Annotated in this window: 1 protein-coding gene; it reads left to right on the top strand. The window is 68.6% G+C overall.

Going from position 1 to position 325, the window contains the following annotated elements; translation table 11 throughout:
* Nucleotides 1-325: YDG domain-containing protein (locus KVT32_RS29360; RefSeq protein ID WP_217619348.1), on the top strand; the 325-nt coding region annotated here is incomplete at both ends.

Below are 325 nucleotides of genomic sequence, written 5' to 3'. Positions count from 1 at the left end.
ATCCTGAAACGCAGCCTGACCGCCAGCGCCGCCCGCGTGAACAAGACCTATGACGGCAGCAACGCCGCCACCGTCGGCTTCACCGACGACCGTGTCGTGGGCGACGTGCTGGAGTACAGCGCCAGCGCCAGCTTCGGCGACAAGAACGCCGGCAACGGCAAGACGGTCAGCGTCAGCGGCATCGCCTTGAGTGGCCAGGACGCCGGCAACTACGCGTTGGCGTCGACCACCGGCCCCACCAGCGCCGATACCCTGAAACGCAGCCTGACCGCCAGCGCCACCGGCCTGAACAAGACCTACGACGGCGGCAGCGCGGCCAACGTGG

This window comes from Achromobacter sp. GbtcB20, from assembly GCF_019091095.1.
Taxonomy (GTDB): Bacteria; Pseudomonadota; Gammaproteobacteria; order Burkholderiales; family Burkholderiaceae_B; genus Achromobacter; species Achromobacter mucicolens.
This window is presented reverse-complemented; position numbering and strand designations above follow the sequence as displayed.